Genomic DNA, 15,204 nt, shown 5'->3' on the forward strand with positions numbered 1-15,204 from the left:
ATGGCCGCATGGGGAGCGTGGGGGACAACGCCCGGGTCGTCGCTGGCCGTTACCGCCTGGATGCGCGGCTCGGCAGGGGCGGCATGGGCGTGGTCTGGCAGGCCACGGATCAGTTCCTCGGACGCGAGGTCGCCGTCAAGGAACTCGCCCTCGACGAATCGCTCTCCGACGCCGACGCGATGCAGCAGCGCGAACGCACCCTGCGCGAGGCGCGTGCCGCCGCGCAGTTGAGACATCCGCACATCATCGTCGTACACGACGTCGTCGAACAGAGCGGCCGCCCCTACATCGTCATGGAGTTGATCAAGGGCGGCTCGCTGTCCGGGCGTATCTCCCGGTCGGGCCCGATGGACGCGCGGGCGGTGGCCCGGATGGGCATCGCTCTCCTCGGCGCGCTGCGCGTCGCGCACGCCGCCGGGGTCCTGCACCGCGACATCAAGCCCGCGAACGTACTGATCGAGGAGACGACGGGGCGCGTCGTCCTCACCGACTTCGGGATCGCGCAGGTCAGCGGGGCGACGACGCTGACGGAGACCGGGTCGTTCGTGGGCTCGCCCGAATACACCGCGCCCGAGCGGATGTCGGGCGAGCGGACCGGCCCCGAGTCGGACCTCTGGTCGCTCGGCGCGCTCCTCGTCACCGCCCTGACCGGCGAGTCGCCCTTCCGCCGGGACTCGATCGGCGGTGTGCTGCACGCCGTCGTCTTCGACGAGATCCGCCCGCCGCCCGCCGCTGCCCCGCTGCTGCCCGCCGTCCTCGGCCTCCTCGAACGCGACCCGGACCGGCGTCTCACGGTGCCGGAGGCGGAGAGCCTGCTGCGGCAGTACGTCGACACGGGGCGGATGCCCTCCACGCCGGCGGGGCGGGCCGGGGTTCAGCCTTCGGCGCTGCCGGTCGGGCCAGGCGGCTACACGCCCACCTTCCGTGACCTGCCCACCCGTCCTCCCGGGCAGCCCGCGGGGCCTTCCCGGGGCCGTCGCCGGGCGATGCTGATCGCTGCCGCCCTGGTGGCCGCGGTGGCCGGGGCCGGGGTGTCCGCCGCCGTCCTGTTGGGCAGGGACGGCGACGGGAACGGCGGTACGCCCTCGACGCCTGCCTCGCAGAGTTCGCAGACCGCGCAGACGGGGACCGCGAGCCCCTCGCCTTCGCCGACGCCGACGGTGACGGTCACGCGCGGCTCCCGCAGCCCGAAGCCGTCCACTCCGGAGGCCCCGGAGGGCTACCGCGTCACGAAGGACCCCAGAGGCTTCACGCTCGCCGTGCCGGACGGCTTCACGCGCGAGGTGGACGGACCCCGCGTCTTCTACAAGTCGCCCGGAGGAACGTTCCGCATCGGCATCAAGGAGTCGGCCCCGACGCCGGGCGGCCCGCTCGCCGTGCAGCGCCGCTCGGACGCCAAGGGCCCTCAGAACAACCCCGGTTACCGGGACGGCGAGGTCACCGAGACCTCGCACAACGGACGGCCCGCCGCCCTCTGGCAGTTCAGCTGGGACGGCTTCACGGCGGCGGAGGGCGACCGGCACACGTTCGACCTGTGCTGGCAGGAAGGCGGCCGGATGTACGACGTGTGGGTCTCGGCGCCGGTCGCCAAGACCAAGGAGAGCAGGCGGTATTTCGACACGGCGGTGGATTCGTTCGTGCGGCGCTGAGATGCGTGCGTGGGGCGCGTGTGGAGTGAGTCGGTCACAAGTCAGTGTCCCGAGTGGAACCTGAGGCCTTGCGCAAGGTAGTCATGTGGACATGAGCAATGACGGGGGAGCCTCCTACGGCGCGTACGAACCCACCAGTTACGGACTCCAGCCGCCGCAGCAGCCCGACGTCCAAGGGCAAGTCCCTGGGCAAGTGCCAGGACAAGTCCCAGGGCAAGTCCAAGGACAGGGTGGGCGACATGTGCAGCCCACCCAGGTGGTGCCGAACCAGCCATCCGCGCCCGAGCCCGGCACGGGCCGCCTGATCGCGGGGCGTTACCGGCTGCTCTCCAAGCTCGGCCACGGCGGCATGGGTACGGTCTGGCGTGCGAAGGACGAGACGGTGGACCGTGACGTCGCCGTCAAGGAACCCCGCATCCCCGACCACTTGCCCGAGCGCGAGCGCTCCAACGCCTTCGAGCGGATGCGCCGCGAGGCACGCGCCGCGGCACGCCTCGACCACCCCGCCGTGGTCAACGTGCACGACGTGGCGGTCGAGGACGGCCAGCCGTGGATCGTCATGGAACTGGTCCAGGGGCGTTCCCTCGGCGCCGCGCTCCACGAGGGCACCCTGGGTGCTCGCGACGCCGCCCGCATCGGTCTTGAGGTGCTCAACGCCCTGGACGCCGCGCACCAGGCGGGCATCCTGCACCGTGACGTCAAGCCGGACAACGTGATGCTGGGCCGGCACGACCGCGTCGTCCTCACCGACTTCGGCATCGCCCAGATCGAGGGCGAGACGAACCTGACGGACACCGGCGGCTTCGTCGGATCGCCGGAATTCATCGCCCCGGAGCGGGTCCTCGGGCAGCGCCCCGGCCCGGCGTCGGACCTCTGGTCGCTCGGTGTGGTCCTCTACGCCGCGACGGAGGGCGTCTCGCCGTTCCGCCGCAACAACACGCCCGCGACGCTCCAGTCCGTCCTGAACGCGACACCCGCCGCGCCCGCTTCGGCCTCGGGCCCGCTCGCCCAGGTGATCAACGGGCTCCTCATCAAGGAACCCGGCCGGCGCCCGACCGCCGCGCAGGCCCGCACCCTCCTGGAGGAGGCCGCGAAGCCGCCGCAGCCGGCGCCTACGCAGGTCGTGCAGATTGGCGGCGGCAACGGCGGTGGTAAGGGCATCCCTCTCGGTCGCAAGGCTTTGATGGGCATTGGGGCGGTGGTCGTGGTCGCGGCCGTGAGCACCTACTTGGTGATCGCGGACCCGTTCGCGGGGCCGCTGCCCGAGGGGTGGAAGAAGGAGCAGGCGAAGGAGCTAGGGGCGACCGTGGCCGTGCCCTCGGGATACGTGAAGGCGGAGCCGGCAGCCGACGCGGACGAGAAGGACCACTGGGTCAGCTACACGGATCCGAGTGGCAGTGTCTGGATCAATTTGAATCTCGACAAGAAGACTGAGGACAGCTCCGGCGAGATCTCCGAGTCCGCCGCCTCCGAGATGTACGACGACAACAAGTCGTACAAGGAGTCTGGCGACTACAGCCTCAGCATGGCCTCCGACCCCGCCCCCAAGAGCAACCCTAAGCCAGCTACCAAGTACAAGGAACGCAAGTCCGCGGAGAACACGTTCGTGTACAACACCACGGACTCCGAGAACCCACGGCCCCGCGAGCTCAGGGTTCTCTACTACAAGACCACGTCCGGTGACATGTATAAGTTGATGATCGGTTACCCGGCCAAGGGCGACTTCACCGAGCGTGGCCGCGAGGTCGCCAAGACTACGATCGAGAACCTGGAGATCGATAAGGTCTGACGGGCTGGACTTGCGCTCAGGGGCACTCGCACGGGGCGCCCCTGAGGCAGTCGGCCGATCAGCTATTGATTCGCTTGCCCGTACGAACGCTCACCGTGAGCCAAGGGGTCTTCAGTGTGTTGAAGCCAGCTCTAGTCGCGGTGATCCGATACGTCAGATGGGACCTCTCGGACAAGTTGTAGTCACAGGTCTTGATGGAATCCCACTTCCTGTTGACGCACTTGATCTTCCGGCCGCTTGTGGTGTGGCCGGCGCCCGTGAGCTTCCAGCCCTTATCGCCGTTACCTGAGTAGAAGACCTTGATGGTGTCGGTGCGGTGGTAGAAGCACACTGATCCGTCTTTGAAGGTGCCCAGCTGCACCGACCTGCAGGAGCTCGCCGAGGCCGCTTCGGCTGCCTCGCTAGGACCGATCAATGTCATGGTCGTGGCCGCGGCGATGGTGAACGCGAGCGTGGCCAACTTGGATCTCATTCCGAGAACCCCCCTGTTCTGTAAAAGAGTTCACTATGGTCAGGAAGTGAACCCTGGGTGGTGTGTGACGGTACATGTCGCGTACCTGCCAGATTGGGCTGGGGGTCCTAGCGGCACGTGCATGTGCCGCTAGCGAGCGTTCGGATATCCACCCCCGGTGATCATCCTGGGTGAGGGGGCGCGATGGCTCCTAGGCCTCCTTGAGAGGGTCAGCTCGCCGCGACAACACCCTGATCAGCGGCTTTGTTGCCAGCAATCGCTGGCGCCGTGTGTGTGCCCGGTGAAACCTGATTACCGACGGGTACCCAAAACCTTGACCTGCGCCTACGCTCACCTCCATGACGGACTCGCAGGCCACCGCAGCGCCCCTCGGCACGAACCCGATAGCCACCGCCCCCGATGGCGCGCGCACCGCCGCCGACGTGGTGACTCCCGAGCTGATCGCGCAGCTCACCCGGGATGTGATCGGTTCGGGACGGACCGCCAACCACACGCCGTTCACCGGCGAGAAGCTGGCCGACCTGCCCGAGTCCACCCCCGAGGACGTCGCCACCGCCTTCGAGCGCGCCCGGGTCGCCCAGGTCGCCTGGGAGCGCACCCCGGTCCGCCGCCGCGCCGCGGTCCTGCTCCGCTTCCACGACCTCGTGCTCCAGCGTCAGGCCGAGGTCCTCGACCTCATCCAGCTGGAGACCGGCAAGGCCCGGCTGCACGCGCACGAGGAGCTGCAGGCCGTCGCCGTCGCCGCCCGGCACTACGGCCGCAAGGCCCCCGCGTATCTGAACCCCAAGGGGCACACCGGCGTCGTACCGATGCTCACGAAGGTCACCGAGAACCGTCAGCCGCGCGGTGTGGTCGGCCAGATCGCGCCGTGGAACTACCCCTTCGAGCTCTCCATCGGCGACGCGCTGCCCGCCCTCGTCGCGGGCAACGCGCTGGTGATGAAGCCCGACACGGAGACCTGCCTGACCGCGCTGTGGGCCCGTGACCTCATCATCGAGGCCGGTCTGCCCGCCGAGGTCTTCCAGGTGGTCCTCGGCGAGGGGCCGGTCGTCGGCCCCGAGATCGTCAAGCACGCCGACTACGTCTCCTTCACCGGCTCCACCCGCACCGGCCGCGAGGTCGCGCAGGGCGCGGCGGGCCGTCTCGTCGGCGTCTCGCTCGAACTCGGCGGCAAGAACGCCATGTTGGTGCTCCACGACGCCGACATCGACAAGGCGGCGGCAGGCGCGGTGCGCGCCTGCTTCTCGTCCGCGGGCCAGCTGTGCATCTCCATCGAGCGCCTCTACGTCCACGAGTCGATCGCGGACGAGTTCCTCGAGCGTTTCGCGGCGCGCACGAAGGCCATGCGCCTCGGCCGTTCCCTCGCGTACGGCGCGGAGATGGGCTCTCTGGTCGGTGAGCGGCAGCTGGAGACCACCAAGCGGCATGTCGACGAGGCGGTCGCCAAGGGCGCGACGGTGCTCGCGGGCGGCGTCGCCCGTCCCGACATCGGCCCGTTCTTCTTCGAGCCGACGATCCTGGACGGCGTCGAGTCCCCGATGGCGGTGTGCGGTGAGGAGACCTTCGGCCCGGTCGTCTCCATCTACCGCTTCACCGACGAGAACGAAGCGGTCGAACTCGCCAACTCCACGTCGTACGGCCTCAACTCCTCGGTCTGGACGAAGGACGGCAGCCGCGGCCGCAAGCTCGCGGCCCGTCTGCGCACCGGCACGGTCAACGTCAACGAAGGCTTCGCGCCCGCCTACGGCAGTGTCCAGTCACCGATGGGCGGCATGAAGGACTCCGGCCTCGGTCGCCGGCACGGCTCGGAGGGCATCCTGAAGTACACCGAGGCGCAGACCGTCGCCCATCAGCGGCTCATGCCGCTCGCGCCGTCCTTCGGCATGGACGACGAGAAGTACGCGGCGTTCATGAGCGTGAGCCTGAAGGTCATGAAGTCACTGCGCCTGCGTTAGGCGGGCGCCGGACCCGGGTCTTCATGGGCCCGGTTTCTCAAGAGCCTTTCTCTAGGGGTTAGTTCTCAACGAGGAGAGTCGATGTCACAGGAGAGCTCTGTCCAGGAACAGCCGGACAGTGAGGCGGGCGGGTATGACGAAGCGTCGTACGACTACGACTACGACTACGACGTCATCGTCATCGGTTCAGGCTTCGGCGGCTCCGTCTCCGCCTTGCGCCTGACGGAGAAGGGGTACCGCGTCGGCGTACTCGAAGCGGGGCGCCGCTTCACCCGTGAGTCGCTCCCGAAGAACTCCTGGGACCTCAAGAACTACCTCTGGGCACCGGCCCTCGGCCTCTACGGCATCCAGCGCATCCATCTGCTGGGCAATGTGATGGTGCTCGCGGGAGCGGGCGTCGGCGGAGGTTCGCTGAACTACGCGAACACGCTCTACGTACCGCCCGCGCCGTTCTTCAACGACCCGCAGTGGAAGGACATCACGGACTGGCAGGACGAGCTCAGCCCCTATTACGAGCAGGCCAAGCGCATGCTCGGGGTGCGGCTCAACCCGACCACGACTCCGTCCGACATCCACCTGAAGGCGACCGCTCAGGCCATGGGAGTGGGCGACAGCTTCCACATGGCGCCGGTCGGCGTCTTCTTCGGAGACGAGCAGGACGCCTCAGGTACTTCAACGGCCGGGCCCGGCGCGGAAGTTCCCGACCCCTACTTCGGTGGCGCGGGCCCCTCCCGCAAGGCCTGCACCGAGTGCGGCGAGTGCATGACGGGCTGTCGGCACGGCGCGAAGAACACCCTCAACGAGAACTACCTCTACCTCGCGGAGAAGGCGGGCGCCGTCATCCACCCGATGACGTCCGTGGTCACCCTCACGGAGGACTCGCGGGGTGGGTTCGCCGTCGCCACGCTGCCCACGGACAACAAGCGCAAGGGCAACGGCCGCACGTTGACCGCCCGCGCGGTCGTCGTCGCCGCGGGCACCTACGGCACGCAGACGCTCCTACACCGCATGAAGGACACCGGTCTGCTCCCGCGCATATCGGGACGGCTCGGCGCGCTCACCCGCACCAACTCCGAGGCGCTGGTGGGGTCGCAGACCACCGACCGCCGCTACCGCAAGCAGCACGGTACCGAGAAGGCGGACTTCACCAAGGGCGTCGCGATCACCTCGTCGATCCACCCGAACGCGACCACGCACATCGAGCCGGTCCGCTACGGCAAGAAGTCCAACGCGATGGGCGGCATGACCATCCTTCAGGTGCCTTACAGCATCAAGGGCGGCAAGGCACGGGTGGCGGGCTGGCTCGGCAACGTGGCCAAGCACCCCTGGCTGACGGTCCGCTCGCTCTCCAACCGGCGCTGGTCGGAGCGCACCATCATCGGCCTGGTCATGCAGACACTCGACAACTCCCTGACGACGTACCGCAAGGAGAAGGGCATCGGCAAGGGCCTGCTGACCGCCCGGCAGGGCCACGGCGCGCCCAACCCGACGCAGATCCCCGAGGCCACCGAGGCCGCGACGCTGCTCGCCAAGGAGATCAACGGCTTCGCCGGTTCGAACATCGGTGAGCTGATGGGCACCCCGCTGACCGCGCACTTCCTGGGCGGCTGCCCGATCGGCGACTCCGCCGACACCGGAGTCATCGACCCGTACCACCGGCTCTACGGCCACCCTGGCATCTCGGTCGTCGACGGCGCCGCGGTCTCCGCGAACCTAGGCGTGAACCCTTCCCTGACGATCACCGCGCAGGCCGAGCGCGCGATGTCCTTCTGGCCCAACAAGGGCGGCGAGGAGACGCGTCCCGAGCAGGGCACGCGGTACGTACGCCTCGCCGCAGTCGAGCCGAAGAAACCCGCGGTACCGGCCGACGCGTTCGGTGCCCTGAAGCTGCCGTTCCTGGGGATGCCTGCGGTGCCGCCGAAGAAGTGACCCGGCTTCTTCTGCCGGCCCCACTGCCCCCACGTACGCCAAAGGACCTGCACCCCCCTCCGAGCGCAGGTCCTTCAGCGTGTCTCAGGTGCCGCTGAGCGGCGGGCCGTCACCGGCGTGCCGTTCAGCGGCGTGTGTTACGCGGTGGCGTCGGCCTTCTTGCGGCGGACGACGAAGACCGCGCCCGCACCGGCGACGACGGCGGCACCGCCGACGAGACCGATGGTCGGCAGCATGGAGCTGGAGCCGGTCTCGGCCAGGTTGCCCGTGGTCGGGATCTCGTTGGCGCCGCCCTGGGGCTTCTTGCCGCCGGAAGGCGTCTTGCCGCCCTTGTTCTCGTCGGCCTCACCCGGGTTCTCGTTGTTGCTGCCGGCCTTCAGGACCGTGAACTCGTAGAACGCGAACGCGTTGTGCACGCAGTTCTGCTCTGAGTCCAGGTAGCCGCCGAGGCCGAGGGCGTAGCCGTCACCGGCCGGGGCCTTGGCGCTGATGTTGACGCGCAGCTTGATGTCGACCTTCTCCTTGGCGCCCAGTTCGGTGGTACCGAAGTAGAGACCGCCGGAGACCTCGTCCGCGATGGACTCCCACGCCTTGGAGTCGGGGTTGAAGTACTGGACCTGCGCGTAGTTCGCCAGCCAGTCCTTCTCGTCCTCGCTGTCCGTGAAGTTGTCCACGGCGGCGAGCCACTGGACCTCGCCGAGGTCCTCGTCGCTCGGGTTGGCGGCGGTCAGCTTGAACTGGTGCCAGCCGCTGCCCGCGACGATCTTGCCGGGCAGACCCGAGAGTTCGAGCTCCAGCTTCGAGTCGGCGTCGACGCCGTCATCGTCGACCGCGCACTCCGTGGGCTCTTCGGTGGGCTCTTCGGTCGGCTTCTCGGTCGGCTTGGCCGTCTCAGTGGGCTTGGCCGTCTCGGTGGCCGACGAGCTCGGCGCGGGGGTGGTCGGCGCGCTGGTCGAGGGGCTCGGGGGCGGAGTCTCGGACGGCTTCTCGGTCGGGGTGGCCGACGGGGGAGGCGTGGCCGACTCGGTGGCCGACGCGCTCGGGGGCGGCGTGGTGTCCTCGGTCGCGAAGGCGGCGGGAGCCGACAGCAGCGCGATCGGGGCTATAGCAGCGGTCGCGGCCGCGGCGGCCATGACACGGCGAAGCTTCATGAAGACCTCATGGAGTCCGGCGCACCGCCTGATGAGCGGCACGGAGGTGGAGGCCTCCGCGGTGGGGACGCGGGTGTGGCCGTTGTTACGCATGCATGACCTGCGTCGCCTGTGAATGGTTGTCCTCGAACTCACATAATTCTTATGTGGCTTGGATCACATGGCTTGTGCGGCTGTTGCCGGGTGCCGTAGAAATTCCTCCGCTCTCCGGACATCCGCCGGGGAGCGAGTCGTCGGAGGGGGCAGCGTGGCGGTGCGGGACGAGATACCGGACGAGATACCGGATGGGATACCGGGTGAGGGGTCGAACGGGGGGTCGGACGAGGCGTCGGATGCCTTTCCCGATGACGTGTGGGAGCGGTTCGAGCGCGACAGCCTGCGCGACATCCGTACCTCCGCGCCGAAGGAACCGTCCGCGCGGGCGCGCATGGTGGCCGAGAGGCTGCGGCGGCTCGACGAGGAGGCGGCGCGCCAACAGGCGGCTGAGGCGGGGCTGCTGAGCCGCAGGCGCAGGAAGCGCAAGGCGGCGGAGGAGGGGGCGTCCGCCGGTGCGTGGCGCCCCGACGAGTGGCGGGCCGCACCGAGCGGGCCACGGCGCGGGGGGCGTTCGGAGCGCGGCCGCCGGGTGTGGAGCGTGGTGATCGTGGTGGGCGGGATGGCGCTGGCGATCGTGTTCTTGAGCCCGTTCAGGTTCTGGATCTGGCAGTAGTCGGTGGTGGTGGCGGTCAGGCGGTGCGGAACCGGAGTTGATGATCTTCCGTCCTAGAAGTGGGCCGGGGAGGCCGGGATGCGGGTGAATCCGCGCGACGCGAGAAGGAATTGGGGGACGGGCACGTGAAGTCAGCTGTATCGCGTGGTGTGGTGACCGCTTCGGTCGTGGTGGCGCTGGGCCTCACTGCGGCGTGCAGCGGTGGCGGCGGTGACGCCAAGGGCGGCGGGGACGGCGGGAGCGGCGGCGCGCAGCCGTCGAAGTCCGCGGCGACGGGCGAGTCCTCCGCGGCGACGAAGCTTGAGGCGGAGCTGGAGAAGGCCGCGCTGGCGACGGGCGACGTCAAGAAGTACGAGGTCGCGAAGGAGCCGGAGAAGGGCTCCGAGGGTTCCGCGGGCAAGGCCACGCCTCCCGTCGGGCGCGTGGACCCGGCCGAGTGCCGCCCGTTGTCCGACCTGCTCACGGCCGCCGCCCCGCCGCAGTCGAAGGCCCACGTCAGCCGCACACTGACCAGCACCGACGTCGCGGACGCCACAACAACGGAGGTCGTGCTCCTCGCCTACGGCCAGGCCGATGGCGATGTTGATGGCGATGCCGAGAAGACCATGGACACGCTGCGTACGGCGACGAAGTCGAAGAAGTGCGCCACGTTCCGGGAAGGCGCCCACCGCTACATCGGCGTCAGGCCGCAGCCCGCGCCGGTCGGGGGCGACGAGGCCGTCTCGTACAAGCTCGCGAGCCGTGCCGGTGAGTTCCTCGCCCGGGACCGCGTCAGTGTCGTACGCAGCGGTTCGACGCTGATCGCCTTCCGCGCCTCGAACATCTTCGACCCGACCGCTCGGACCAGGGCCTCCGACCCGAAGGTGGCGGAGACCATCGTCGACGCACAACTGGCGAAGCTGGCCGAGGCGAAGTAGCCGCGACGGCATAGCGAAGGGCCCCGCGGGACGGATCCGCGGGGCCCTTGGCCGTTCAGCACCGACGTCAGGGCAGCGTCGGTGCCACGGAGCGGCGCAGGGGGGAGTGCGCCGCGAGTCTGAGAGCGCCGGTGGCCGACCCGGCGCACAAGGGGCGCACAAGTGGTATCGACCAATGGCAATTGAGTTGTGCAGTACTGGGCGTGCGGCCTGTCCTGCTAGGCATCGTGGTCGATTCGCCGTTGGCCGCGCAACCGGTTCGACAGGATGGGTCTTCCTGAGGGGACCGACGAGCCGGAGTGGTGTGGGACGGGGGGACCGCGGGACGGGTGGGGACAATTCGGGGACGGCTCAGGGGTAACTCGGGGACGGCTCAGGGGTACTCGGGGGCGAGTCGGGGAGGGAGGCCGGTCGGCTCCGGGCGTCCCCGAAGCCGACCGTTCCCTGGGTGACCGGGCTGCTGTCCCCTGCCGTCCGGTCACGTCTCTGGAGCGAGGTCCCACGGCGCACACACGAGGTGTGCGCCTCATCGCTCCAGCGGAGCCACGCGTGGTTTTTCCGTGCCCGCCCCTGGCTGGCACGGACATCGGGACCAACGAAGCCCCGCCGGAACCGGTCACGCGCCGTACGGGTGAGAGCGGACCCGAACTCAGGTCCGGAGGGCTCAGACCCGGCCCCTGCACAGCTCCAGCAGCGTCATCGCGAGCGACGTACCGGGCTTGCCCAGAGCGTCCCTGTAGTGGCCGAGCACTTCCATCTCACGCGAGAGGTTGACCCGGCGGCCACCCGAGCTGATCCGGGCCTCCTGGATGACGGCCGATACCGCCATCCGTTCCTGTACGAGACCGATGATCCGGTCGTCGAGTGCGTCGATGCGGTCGCGCGCACCCGCGATCACGTCGGCGGCCTCGGGGGTGCGGGCGCCGGTCTTGTCGGTCGTGGCGATGGTCATCTGGGGCTCCTCATCGGATGTGGATCTCGGATGGAGCGCCCCGGAGCGACATGGCCCGGGAATGACAGAACGCCCCGGGCCTTGTCGGCCCGGGGCGCCTGGGAAGTCGCTTGTCAGTGGATCAAGCAGCTCGACCATGGCAGCCGGCGGGCCGGTTGCCATAGGTAAAGAGGAAGCTGAGGTGCTTGGTCACGAGGCCAGTATGCCCCCACGCGCGCGTGCCTGGTCAACACGGGTTCCGCCGCGGCTCGGATACTGAGACGCCGCCCCCACGCCTCACGCCCCACGCTGCCGTGCACCTGGAACCCGGCTTCACCGCGTAAGTGGCTCATGCCTCGCCGTGCGGGAAGCGGCCTCCGTCGGATGCGACGAGGGTGGTGCCCTCGGGCCCGTTAGAATCGACAAAACAGACCCCCTGCTCACGCACGAGCCCCAGCTCACGCTCAAGCTCACGCTCAACGCCGGAAGGCCGCCGCCGTGCCATCAGCGTCCCCCGCTGCCGCCGCCCCCGACACCGTTCTGGTCGTCGACTTCGGAGCGCAGTACGCCCAGCTCATCGCCCGCCGCGTCCGTGAGGCCCGGGTCTACAGCGAGATCGTTCCGGGCACCATGCCGGTCGCCGAGATGCTGGCGAAGAACCCCTCCGCGATCATCCTGTCCGGCGGCCCCTCGTCGGTGTACGCGGAAGAGGCGCCCACCGTGGACCGCGCGCTGTTCGAGGCCGGCGTCCCCGTCTTCGGCATGTGCTACGGCTTCCAGCTGATGGCGACCACCCTCGGCGGCACCGTCGACAACACGGGCGCGCGGGAGTATGGACGCACGCCTCTGGCCGTCTCCAAGGCCGGCTCGACGCTCTTCGAGGGCACCCCGACCGACCAGTCCGTGTGGATGTCGCACGGCGACGCGTGCAGCGCGGCGCCCGAGGGCTTCACCGTCACCGCGTCCACGGACGTCGTGCCGGTCGCGGCCTTCGAGGACGACGAGAAGAAGCTGTACGGCGTGCAGTACCACCCCGAGGTCATGCACTCCACGCACGGCCAGCAGGTGCTCGAGCACTTCCTCTACCGGGGTGCGGGCCTCAAGCCCGACTGGACCACCGGCAACATCGTCGAGGAGCAGATCGCCGCGATCCGCGAGCAGGTCGGCAACAAGCGCGCGATCTGCGGTCTCTCCGGAGGCGTCGACTCCGCCGTGGCCGCCGCCCTCGTACAGAAGGCCATCGGTTCGCAACTGACCTGCGTGTACGTCGACCACGGCCTGATGCGCAAGGGCGAGACCGAGCAGGTCGAGAAGGACTTCGTCGCGGCCACGGGCGTGCAGCTCAAGGTCGTCGACGCCCAGGAGCGCTTCCTGAGCGCTCTCGCCGGGGTCTCCGACCCCGAGCAGAAGCGGAAGATCATCGGTCGCGAGTTCATCCGCGTCTTCGAGCAGGCCCAGGCGGAGATCGTCGCAGAGGCGCCGGGTGACCAGCCTGTCGAGTTCCTGGTCCAGGGCACGCTCTACCCGGACGTCGTCGAGTCCGGCGGCGGCTCCGGCACCGCGAACATCAAGTCCCACCACAACGTGGGCGGCCTCCCCGAGGACCTCGAGTTCCAGCTGATCGAGCCGCTGCGCCAGCTCTTCAAGGACGAGGTGCGAATGGTCGGCCAGGAGCTCGGGCTGCCGGACGAGATCGTCCAGCGCCAGCCCTTCCCGGGCCCCGGCCTCGGCATCCGCATCGTCGGTGATGTCACCAAGGAGCGTCTGGACCTGCTGCGCGAGGCCGACGCGATCGCCCGCGAGGAGCTGACCGCGGCCGGTCTCGACCGTGAGATCTGGCAGTGCCCCGTGGTGCTGCTCGCGGACGTGCGCAGCGTGGGTGTGCAGGGCGACGGCCGGACGTACGGCCACCCGATCGTGCTGCGGCCCGTCTCGTCCGAGGACGCCATGACCGCCGACTGGTCGCGCCTTCCGTACGACGTTCTCGCGAAGATCTCGACGCGCATCACGAACGAGGTCGCCGACGTCAACCGCGTCGTCCTCGACGTGACGAGCAAGCCGCCGGGCACCATCGAGTGGGAGTAGTCCCCAGGGCCTGACCGAGACCTCGCTGAGGCCTGAACGGGCTTGAACGCCGGTGCCGCCGTCCCTCCAAGCAGGGCGGCGACACCGGCGTTTTGTCACGTCCGCCTGGTCGTCCGCGCCGGCGCACCCGGCTTCCACAACTGCACCGCCAGATACTTCCCGTCCTCGATGTACGTACGGACGACCTCCGTCAGCTCCGTACGAAAGAGGTGGAACGGCTCCGGCGGGCCGACCTCCCCGGCATAGCGGGCGATGACCTCGGGGTCCTCGACCTCGATCGCACGCCCGGCGATCCGCATGTCGCCGCCCTCCATCTCCGTCTCGGCCCCCGGATTGGCCTGCAGCGCGAACCTGGGGTCGCGGCGCAGGTCGAGCGCCTTCATCGAGTCCGCCATCATGCCGAGCCACAACTCCCCGTACAGAAAACGGACTTCGAGCCCCGTCGTACGCGGCGATCCGTCCTTGCGGAGTGTGGCGAGGGTGTGATGGGTGAACAGACCGAACCTCTCTTCGGCCACCCGCGCGAAGGCCGGTTCTGCTGCGGTGAAGGCTGCCCAGTTCGTCGTCATCCGGCGAGTGTCCCGCCGATACCCGACACCTTGTGTCCGGCATCCTGCCCGGCGTCACGTATCGATTGCGCACTCTCTTCACAGAGATCCCCTGTCTTCCTGCGCTGACCGCCGGTAACTTCCGCTCCGTACAGCCAGGGATGGAGGACATATGCAGGCGCCCACACCGATACCCGTCGAACGGTTGCAGTTCGCGATGCCGCCGGTGCACGACTCGTTGGCGGACGAACGGCGCCACCGCAAGGAACGGCTCGCCGGGGCGCTGCGGATCTTCGGGCGGCTCGGATACGAGGACGGCGTTTCCGGGCACATCACGGCGCGGGACCCGGAGCACGAGGACTGTTTCTGGGTGAACCCCTTCGGGATGCCCTTCAAGCACGTCACCGTGGGCGATCTGGTCTTGGCCAACGCGGAGGGGCAGGTCGTCGAGGGCCGTCACCACGTCAATCAGGCCGCCTTCACCGTCCACGCGCAGGCACACCTGGCGCGGCCCGACGCAGTCGCCGTCGCGCACTGCCACTCGCTGCACGGCCGCGCCCTGTCCACACTCGGCGAACTCCTCGACCCGATCACCCAGGAGTCCTGCGCCTTCTATGAGCGCCACGCGCTGTACGACGGCTACACGGGCGTCGTCGTGGACTCCGACGAGGGCAGGCGGATCGCCACCGCGCTCGGCGACCACAAGGCCGTCATCCTGCGCAACCACGGCCTCCTCACCGTCGGCGACTCCGTCGACGCCGCCGCCTGGTGGTTCCTCACCATGGAGCGCTCCTGCCAGGTCCAGCTGAGCGCGCGGGCCGCGGGCCGACCGATCCTCATCGGCCACAAGCAGGCGGTGGCGACGCGCGAGCAACTCGGCAGCGATCTCGTGGCGTGGATCAACTACCAGTCCCTGTGGCAGGACATCAGCCGCAGCGAACCGGATCTCCTCGCCTGAGCGGACGCCCTCATCCGTCAACACGAGCGTGGCGGAATCACCCTCTCTGACCTGACCCGCGGAACCTGATCGTCTTCCAGTACGGCACAATCCCCTTTCATCGCAAGGAAG

General features: G+C 69.0%; 12 protein-coding genes. 8 read left to right on the plus strand and 4 right to left on the minus strand.

Annotation, left to right across the window (positions count from 1 at the left end):
- The first annotated feature begins 8 nt into the window (after nucleotides 1-8).
- Nucleotides 9-1,649, plus strand: a complete 1,641-nt coding sequence (locus ACGFX9_RS19950) for a serine/threonine-protein kinase (protein ID WP_393473234.1) — start codon at nucleotides 9-11, stop codon at nucleotides 1,647-1,649.
- A 91-nt stretch (nucleotides 1,650-1,740) separates the two neighbouring features.
- The gene (locus ACGFX9_RS19955) at nucleotides 1,741-3,438 is read left to right on the plus strand and encodes a serine/threonine-protein kinase (RefSeq protein ID WP_393473236.1); all 1,698 of its coding nucleotides are present in this window, start codon (nucleotides 1,741-1,743) and stop codon (nucleotides 3,436-3,438) included.
- Nucleotides 3,439-3,496: 58 nt separating this feature from the next.
- Here ACGFX9_RS19955 and ACGFX9_RS19960 read toward each other — a convergent pair whose 3' ends face one another.
- Complete coding sequence (locus ACGFX9_RS19960) at nucleotides 3,497-3,898, minus strand: hypothetical protein (RefSeq protein WP_393473238.1); 402 nt, start codon at nucleotides 3,896-3,898, stop codon at nucleotides 3,497-3,499.
- A 350-nt stretch (nucleotides 3,899-4,248) separates the two neighbouring features.
- Here ACGFX9_RS19960 and ACGFX9_RS19965 point away from each other — a divergent pair, with 350 nt between their 5' ends.
- On the plus strand, nucleotides 4,249-5,865 hold the full coding sequence (locus ACGFX9_RS19965; protein WP_393473241.1) for a succinic semialdehyde dehydrogenase: 1,617 nt from the start codon (nucleotides 4,249-4,251) through the stop codon (nucleotides 5,863-5,865).
- An 81-nt stretch (nucleotides 5,866-5,946) separates the two neighbouring features.
- The gene (locus tag ACGFX9_RS19970; RefSeq protein ID WP_393473244.1) at nucleotides 5,947-7,794 is read left to right on the plus strand and encodes a GMC oxidoreductase; all 1,848 of its coding nucleotides are present in this window, start codon (nucleotides 5,947-5,949) and stop codon (nucleotides 7,792-7,794) included.
- Nucleotides 7,795-7,931: 137 nt separating this feature from the next.
- Here ACGFX9_RS19970 and ACGFX9_RS19975 read toward each other — a convergent pair whose 3' ends face one another.
- Nucleotides 7,932-9,038 (minus strand): LAETG motif-containing sortase-dependent surface protein, encoded by a 1,107-nt coding sequence (locus ACGFX9_RS19975; protein ID WP_393473246.1) that lies wholly within the window; start codon nucleotides 9,036-9,038, stop codon nucleotides 7,932-7,934.
- Between the two features lie 154 nt (nucleotides 9,039-9,192).
- On the opposite strand from ACGFX9_RS19975, the gene ACGFX9_RS19980 reads away from it, so the two are divergent.
- Both ACGFX9_RS19980 and ACGFX9_RS19985 read left to right on the plus strand, forming a co-directional pair.
- On the plus strand, nucleotides 9,193-9,654 hold the full coding sequence (locus ACGFX9_RS19980) for a hypothetical protein (RefSeq protein ID WP_393473248.1): 462 nt from the start codon (nucleotides 9,193-9,195) through the stop codon (nucleotides 9,652-9,654).
- Nucleotides 9,655-9,779: 125 nt separating this feature from the next.
- Nucleotides 9,780-10,571, plus strand: coding sequence for a hypothetical protein (locus tag ACGFX9_RS19985; RefSeq protein ID WP_393473251.1), 792 nt, complete (start codon nucleotides 9,780-9,782; stop codon nucleotides 10,569-10,571).
- 664 nt (nucleotides 10,572-11,235) lie between these two features.
- Here the strand turns inward: ACGFX9_RS19985 and ACGFX9_RS19990 are convergent.
- Nucleotides 11,236-11,586 (minus strand): chorismate mutase, encoded by a 351-nt coding sequence (locus ACGFX9_RS19990; RefSeq protein ID WP_393473980.1) that lies wholly within the window; start codon nucleotides 11,584-11,586, stop codon nucleotides 11,236-11,238.
- A gap of 414 nt (nucleotides 11,587-12,000) precedes the next feature.
- Between ACGFX9_RS19990 and guaA the strand changes: the two genes are divergently transcribed.
- Nucleotides 12,001-13,587, plus strand: a complete 1,587-nt coding sequence (gene guaA, locus ACGFX9_RS19995; RefSeq protein WP_393473253.1) for a glutamine-hydrolyzing GMP synthase — start codon at nucleotides 12,001-12,003, stop codon at nucleotides 13,585-13,587.
- 95 nt (nucleotides 13,588-13,682) lie between these two features.
- Here the strand turns inward: guaA and ACGFX9_RS20000 are convergent, their stop codons facing one another.
- The gene (locus ACGFX9_RS20000; RefSeq protein WP_393473256.1) at nucleotides 13,683-14,156 is read right to left on the minus strand and encodes a pyridoxamine 5'-phosphate oxidase family protein; all 474 of its coding nucleotides are present in this window, start codon (nucleotides 14,154-14,156) and stop codon (nucleotides 13,683-13,685) included.
- 151 nt (nucleotides 14,157-14,307) lie between these two features.
- Here ACGFX9_RS20000 and ACGFX9_RS20005 point away from each other — a divergent pair, with 151 nt between their 5' ends.
- Nucleotides 14,308-15,093, plus strand: a complete 786-nt coding sequence (locus ACGFX9_RS20005; protein ID WP_393473258.1) for a class II aldolase/adducin family protein — start codon at nucleotides 14,308-14,310, stop codon at nucleotides 15,091-15,093.
- Nucleotides 15,094-15,204 lie beyond the last annotated feature (111 nt).

It is taken from the genome of Streptomyces sp. NPDC048436, from assembly GCF_043200355.1.
GTDB lineage: Bacteria > Actinomycetota > Actinomycetes > Streptomycetales > Streptomycetaceae > Streptomyces.